At 72.7% G+C, this 6,887-nt stretch carries 6 protein-coding genes; 3 read left to right on the top strand and 3 right to left on the bottom strand.

Annotated features, from left to right (window positions below; genetic code table 11):
- Positions 1-354: 354 nt before the first annotated feature.
- The gene (locus Q0Q23_RS19405; protein ID WP_295128240.1) at positions 355-1,071 is read right to left on the bottom strand and encodes a sirohydrochlorin chelatase; all 717 of its coding nucleotides are present in this window, start codon (positions 1,069-1,071) and stop codon (positions 355-357) included.
- Positions 1,068-1,439 carry a nitrite reductase small subunit NirD gene (nirD, locus tag Q0Q23_RS19400; RefSeq protein ID WP_295128238.1) on the bottom strand — a complete coding sequence of 124 codons (372 nt, stop codon included), beginning with the start codon at positions 1,437-1,439 and terminating at the stop codon, positions 1,068-1,070. The genes Q0Q23_RS19405 and nirD overlap by 4 nt, the downstream gene beginning before the upstream one ends.
- 222 nt (positions 1,440-1,661) lie before the next feature.
- On the opposite strand from nirD, the gene nirB reads away from it, so the two are divergent.
- Genes nirB through Q0Q23_RS19385 form a run of 3 tightly spaced genes read left to right on the top strand, consistent with a single transcriptional unit; the run spans position 1,662 to position 6,167 of the window.
- Positions 1,662-4,259: a nitrite reductase large subunit NirB gene (gene nirB / locus Q0Q23_RS19395; protein WP_295128235.1), complete on the top strand. Its 2,598-nt coding sequence runs from the start codon at positions 1,662-1,664 to the stop codon at positions 4,257-4,259.
- Complete coding sequence (gene cobA, locus Q0Q23_RS19390) at positions 4,256-5,041, top strand: uroporphyrinogen-III C-methyltransferase (RefSeq protein ID WP_295128231.1); 786 nt, start codon at positions 4,256-4,258, stop codon at positions 5,039-5,041. Before nirB ends, cobA begins: the two co-directional genes overlap by 4 nt.
- A 1-nt stretch (position 5,042) precedes the next feature.
- Positions 5,043-6,167 carry a uroporphyrinogen-III synthase gene (locus Q0Q23_RS19385; protein ID WP_295128227.1) on the top strand — a complete coding sequence of 375 codons (1,125 nt, stop codon included), beginning with the start codon at positions 5,043-5,045 and terminating at the stop codon, positions 6,165-6,167.
- A gap of 107 nt (positions 6,168-6,274) precedes the next feature.
- Here Q0Q23_RS19385 and Q0Q23_RS19380 read toward each other — a convergent pair.
- The coding region (locus tag Q0Q23_RS19380; protein WP_295128224.1) for a (2Fe-2S)-binding protein at positions 6,275-6,887 on the bottom strand (613 nt) is incomplete at its 5' end.

The following is a 6,887-nucleotide window of genomic DNA, read 5'->3' as shown; positions in this document are numbered from 1 at the left end:
CCTGGCCCTCGCGGCCTAAACCGAAACTGTCACCCATCGCTGCACCAGTCCCAAAACCATTGAACGGGTAGTGTGGGCGGCAGCCTTACTTCCCAGTGTTTTCCTGGGATTCCAGGCCACGCGAGTGTAGTTCAATGGTAGAACTTCAGCTTCCCACGACCGCTTGCTCTGCTTCGAATTCTCGATGACGGCCTTCTCTGTGATCCTCCGGAGCGAGCGTCGGGAAGGTCGCTTGCCAGCGTTCGTTGATCTCCCGGTCACCGGACGTGCGGGAACTCGAGACCGGTACTTCCTCGCGGTGAACGATCTGATCCGACCCGTGTATCGCTGGCAGGCGCAGCTGCCCCCGAAGCGTCAACGTGACGTGAGAGTCTTCCGATCCGCCGGAACCCGCTCGATGACCAGCTCTACAATTCCCTCGGGTGTTGAAGTCGGAGTGAGCAACGGTGCAGCCACGATGTCGGCGCCCGCCTGCTCGGCCAACGTCGAGAAGTATCCCGGCGCAAGAAGGTAGGTCGCAAGGACAACCCGGGTACCGGGTGCGTGCACGCGTGCCATCGCGACTGCGGCGGGCAGCGACGGGGAGGCGGCCGAGATGAATCCGATGGAGACGGGCCGCTCCAGACGAGCGCTTAGGAGCGCTGACGTGCGGTGGCAGTCGGCGACGGCTCGCTCATCCGACGAGCCGGCTGCCGCGAGCACGACCGCATCGCCAGGCCGGTATCCGGCCTCCGCCAGCCGATGGGCCAGCACCTCGGCCAAGCGGGCGTCCGGGCCCAGCGCCGCGGTCACGGTCGTAGGAAGTCGGGCTTCCGCAGCTGACTCCGCAAGATCCACGTAGACGTGATAACCGGCCGAGAGCAGGAGCGGCACGATGACAGCGTTATCGGCTCCTTCGATTCGAGCAGCTTCGGCGAGCGCTGTCGGCACGTCCGGCTGCTCGACGTCAACATGGCAGCCGATGACCTTGGAGGGGAGCGCCGCGGCGACCGCGTCGACGAGGCGGCGGACAGCCGCGCGGCCTTCCGGCGAGGAGGTGCCGTGCGAGGCGGCCAGGACCACCTCCGTCACGGCCCCTCCAGCTCGATCTCGATGAAGCCGCCCACGATGCGGGTGCGGAACGTGCGGAGGGCGAGCGACGGGTCCGAGAAGCACTCGCCGGTGCCGAGGTCGTATACCTCTTTGTGGAGCGGCGACGCGACGGTCGGCCGGTCGCCGCGCGAGCCGACGATGCCACGCGCCATCACGGGTGCGCCCCCGGCGGGGTCTTCGTGTGCGACGGCGTAGACCTCGCGCGGCGAGAGGAGGAACACGGCGATTTGGCGCATCCGGAGCAGCACCGCCTCGCCCCAGGACGGTTCCAGGTCGTCGAGGCGGCAGGCCCGCACCCATGTGCCGGGCTCGACGTCCGTTCGCTCGGTCGGCTGGGTAATCGTCATGCTCCCACGGTAGGAAGCGGATGTTTCCGCAGCCGTCGCCGCGTGTAACGTCCGCGTGAATCCGGGCTCACATCTCCTCGGCCGCGCTGTGCGAACGGTGTTAACGCGGGGTTACACAGCCGAAACGGTCGGGAAACCCCGCCCACCTACGCTCGAAAGGCACCGGCGAGGACCGACCCGACCGGTGCGGCGGCAGCCGCTGCGAACGTGGAAGGGGCCCGGATGACGAGCCGACGCACCGTGATCGTAGGAGGCGGCCCGGCCGCCCACCGGCTGGTGGACGCCCTGGTGTCCCGCCGCGGCGAGGAGGAGGGGCCCCGGTCGATCGTCGTCCTCGCCGAGGAGCCGTACCTCCCGTACGACCGCGTGCAGCTGAGCAAGCGCCTCGCCGACGGAAGCGTCGACCTCACCCTGGAGCCCGCCTCCCACTGGGAGGACGCCGGCGTCGAGCTGCGGGTCGGCGATGCGGCCACCGCGATCGACCGCGCGGCCAGGACGGTCACGACCTCCACCGGCACCGTGCTGAGCTACGACGACCTCGTGCTCGCGACCGGATCCTCCGCTCCCGTCCCCGACATCCCCGGCGCCGCCGCGTGCCGCGTCTACCGCACCATCGACGACGTCGACGCGCTCGTCGCGGAGGTCGCCGAGCTGCGCGAGCGGCTCGGCCGCGCTCCCCGCGTCGCCGTCGCCGGCGGCGGCCTGCTCGGGCTGGAGGCCGCGGGCGGGGTCGCGGCGCTCGGCGCGGAGGCAGTCATCATCCACTCGGGCGGCTGGCTGATGTCGGCGCAGCTCGACGAGGGCGCCGGTCAGGCGCTGGGCCGGCTGATCTCGGCTCACGGCGTCGACCTCCACCTCGGCACGCGCCCGCGCGAGATCGTGCTCGGCGACGGCGGCCTCCCGGAGGCGGTGCGCTGCGCCGACGGCCGGAGCGTCCCGGCCGACGTCGTCGTGTTCGCCATCGGCATCCGCGCCCGCGACGAGCTGGCCCGGGAGGCCGGCCTCGACACCCTCGAGCGCGGCGGCATCGTCGTCGACGAGGCGTGCCGCACCTCCGACCCGGCGATCTGGGCGATCGGGGAGGTCGCGGCCGTCCACGGCCGCACGGTCGGGCTCGTCGCCCCCGCCAACGCGATGGCGGAGACGGTCGCCGACCGGCTGCTCGGCGGCGACGCCGCCTTCACGACCGTGGACGACGCGACCAAGCTCAAGCTGTCGGGTGTGGACGTCGCGAGCTTCGGCGACGCGTTCGCCCGCGAGCCCGGCGCGCTGGAGATCGTGTACGCCGACCCGGCGCGCGGCCTCTACCAGAAGCTCGTCGTCAGCGACGACGCCACAACCCTGCTCGGCGGCGTGTTCGTCGGCGACGCGGCGCCCTACGCCGGGCTGCGCCCGCTGCTCGGGCGCGAGCTCGACGCCGAGCCCGCCGCCTACCTCTCGGCCGCCGGGGCCGAGCCTCCCGCCGCCGGCGCGCTGCCCGACGACGCGTACGTCTGCTCGTGCAACAACGTGACGGCCGGAACGGTGCGCGGCGCGGTCGCCGACGGCTGCCACGACCTCGGCGAGCTGAAGTCGTGCACCCGCGCCGGCACCCAGTGCGGCTCGTGCGTCCCCCTGGTGAAGAAGCTGCTGGAGGCCGAGCTCACCGCCTCCGGGGCGACGGTGTCGCACGCGCTGTGCGAGCACTTCGAGCTCTCGCGCCAGGAACTCTTCGAGTCCATACGGGTGCTGGAGCTCACCAGCTGGGAGGAGACCATCGGCCGGCTCGGCACCGGCCGCGGCTGCGACATCTGCAAGCCCGCCGTCGGCTCCATCCTCGCCAGCCAGCACAGCGCCTACCCGCTCGACGGCGGCCGCGGCCCGCTGCAGGACACCAACGACCGGGCCCTCGCGAACATGCAGAAGGACGGCACCTACTCGGTCGTCCCGCGCATCCCCGGCGGGGAGATCACGCCGCAGAAGCTCGCGGTCATCGCCCAGGTCGCGACCGACTTCGGGCTGTACACGAAGATCACCGGAGGCCAGCGCATCGACATGTTCGGCGCCCGCCTCGACCAGTTGCCCGACATCTGGAAGCGGCTCGTCGACGCCGGCTTCGAGTCGGGCCAGGCCTACGGCAAGGCGCTGCGCAACGTGAAGAGCTGCGTCGGCTCCACCTGGTGCCGCTACGGCGTGCAGGACTCCGTCGGGATGGCAGTCGAGCTCGAGCTGCGCTACCGCGGGCTGCGCGCGCCGCACAAGTTCAAGTTCGGCGTCTCGGGCTGCGCCCGCGAGTGCGCGGAGGCGCGCGGCAAGGACGTCGGCGTGATCGCGACGGACAAGGGCTGGAACCTCTACGTCGGCGGCAACGGCGGCTTCCAGCCCGCGCACGCGCAGCTGCTCGCCTCCGACCTCGACGACGAGACGCTGGTGCGCTACATCGACCGCTACCTCATGTACTACATCCGCACCGCCGACCGCCTGCAGCGCACGGCCCGGTGGATGGAGGACCTCGACGGCGGCGTCGACCACGTGCGCGAGGTCGTCGTGGAGGACTCCCTCGGTCTCGGCGCCGAGCTGGAGGCCGCGATGGCGAAGCACATCGACACCTACGAGGACGAGTGGGCGGCGACGCTGCGCGACCCCGAGCGGCTGCGCCGGTTCCGGTCGTTCGTCAACGCGCCGACCGAACCCGACCCGTCGATCGCGCGGGTCGAGGAGCGCGGGCAGCTGCGCCCGGCGACGGCCGAGGAACGAGCCGCGGGTGCCGTGCTCGTGGCAGGGACCACCATCCCGATCCGTTCCTCGGCGACCGCCACGAACGAAGGAGACCTCGGATGACCCACTCGCACCGCACCGGATCCGTCACCCTGGTGGGCGGCGGGCCCGGCGACCCCGACCTCCTCACCGTCGCCGCGGTCCGCGCCCTCGCGGCGGCCGACGTCGTGCTCTACGACCGGCTCGCCCCGCACGAGACACTCGCCGAGCTCGCGCCCGGCGCCGAGCTCATCGACGTAGGCAAGCGGCCCGGCCACCACCCCATCCCGCAGCACGAGATCGAGCGGCTGCTGGTCGCCCACGCGCTGGAGGGGTCGAGGGTGGTGCGGCTGAAAGGCGGCGACCCGTTCGTCTTCGGGCGCGGCGGCGAGGAGGTCGAGGCCTGCCGGCGCGCGGGCGTCCCCGTGAGCGTCATCCCCGGGGTCACGAGCGCGGTCTCCGTGCCAGCCGCGGCCGGTATCCCGGTCACGTACCGCACGGCCTCCCGGATGTTCACGGTCGTCTCGGGGCACGCGCCGCTCTCCCCCGCAGAGCTCGAGCACCTGGCCGGCCTCGGCGGCACGATCGTCATCCTCATGGGGATCACGAACCTCCCCTCGATCACGGCGGGGCTGGCACGCTTCGGGATGGACCCGCAGATGCCTGTCGCGATCGTCGAGCAGGGTTACACGGCCCGACAGCGGACCGCGTTCGGAGAGCTCCGCACGATCCTGACGGAGTCGGTGCAGGCCGGAGTCGGGTCGCCCGCCGTGGTCGTCATCGGCGAGGTGGTCCGGCTGGCGCGCGGCGGTGACGCGGACGCGACCGCGGCGCTGGCCGGCGCCGCCGCGGTGAGCGGAGGCTGACATGAGTGACGAACGCGTGGCGGCCTTCCGTCCCGATCAGCTGACCGGGTTCCGGATCGGCGTGACCAGCGACCGCCGGTCGACCGACCTCATCGACGCCTTCGAGCGCCGCGGCGCCGCGGTGCTGCACGCGCCGACGGTGCACATGCAGCACGCCGAGGACGACGCCCCCGTCATCGCGGACACCGAGCGCATCATCGCCACCGCCCCCGACGTACTGCTCGCCACGACGAGCTACGGAATGCGGCGCTGGTTCGAGGTCGCCGACTCGGCCGGGCTCGGCGAAGAGCTGCAGCGGGCGCTCGCGGCATCGACGATCCTGGTGCGCGGGCCGAAAGCGCGCGGCGCGGTGCGGGCGGCCGGGCTCGACGACTCGGGGATGTCGGACGAAGAGACCACGGCCTCCCTCGTCTCGAAGGTCATCGCGGACTTCCCGCCCGGCATCACCGTCGCGATCCAGCTGCACGGCCAGACCGATGTTGGTCAGCTGCAGCGGCTGAAGGAGGGCGGCTACCGCGTGATCACGGTCGCGCCGTACACCTGGTCGGTGGCCGAGGACGACGATGAGCGCGCCACCCGGCTGGTCGAGGCGATCGCCTCCCGGCAGCTCGACTGCGTGACCTTCACGAGCGCGCCCGCGGTCGACGGCCTCCTCATCGCCGCCCTCGCGCGCGGCCGGCACGCCGAGGTGCTGGAGGCGTTCCGGTCGGACGTGGTCGCCGCGAGCGTCGGGCCGGTCACCTCCGCCCCGCTCGTGAGCGCGGGGATCGAGCCGCTGCAGCCGGACCGGTTCCGGATGGGCGCGCTCATCCGGCTGGTCTGCGAGCAGCTGGAGGCCGAGTCGACCCGGCGGGTCAGCACCCGGCACGGGGAGGTCGAGCTGCGCGGCACGGTGGCCGTCGTGGCGGGGACCCCGGTGCGGCTGACCCCGACCTCGCTGTCGCTCTTCCGGGCGCTCGTCGCGGCGAACGGGGCGGTCGTGTCCCGTCGCGAGCTGTCGGTCGCGCTGGACGGCGGCTGCGATGAGCACGCGATGGAGGTGTCGCTGAGCCGGCTCCGCCAGAGCCTGGCGACACCGGGACTCGTCGCCACCGTCGTGAAGCGCGGCTACCGCCTCGACGTGTAGGGCGCGAGCGGCGCCCTCCCGACATTCGTGACGAATCGCGACATTCGTGGCACGAATCGCGACATTCGTGACGAATCGTCGCCGCCGCATTCGGGTCACGCTTCGGGTCACGCGACCGGGGCCGCGGCGAGGATCGCCGCGATCCGGCCCTTGCAGCCTCCGCACCCGGTGCCCGCGCGGGTGTCGCGCCCGACGCACTCGACGGTGTCGCAGCCCGCGGCGACCGCCTCGCCGATGCGACCGGCGGTGACGCCGTTGCACCAGCACACCGTCGCGTCCGGGCCGAGCGGATCCTCCACCGGCGCGGCCCCGGCGTCGGCGGCGTCGAGCCGCAGCAGCGCCGAGGGCTCCGCGGGCAGCGCGGCGCCGCGCTCGAACAGCAGCGTCAGCTCCGCTCCGGCGTGCGGGAGGCCGACCGAGATGAACCCGGTCAGCGCCCCCTCCCGGGCGACCGTCTTCAGGTACGCACCGCGGGCGGGGTCCAGCCACACGCTCACCTCGACGTCCGCGTCCCACGGCTCCGCAGCGTGATCGCCGCCGGAGACGACATCGATCCCGGTCGCCTTGAGCATCACCGCGGTCGGCCGCTCGCGCAGCGCGACCGCCGCATCCGCGCCGGCAGCCGCTCCGGCCGCCTCGGCGCGGAACCGCCGCGCGAGCGCCGCCGCCTGACGCCAGCCCGGCCCGATCAGCCCGCTGGGAGCGCCAGGCACCCGGCCG

Origin of the sequence: uncultured Leifsonia sp., assembly GCF_945957465.1 — a bacterium.
Taxonomy (GTDB): domain Bacteria; phylum Actinomycetota; class Actinomycetes; order Actinomycetales; family Microbacteriaceae; genus Leifsonia.
The sequence above is the reverse complement of the archived record's forward strand: the minus strand, read 5'-3'. Positions and strand labels throughout refer to the sequence as shown.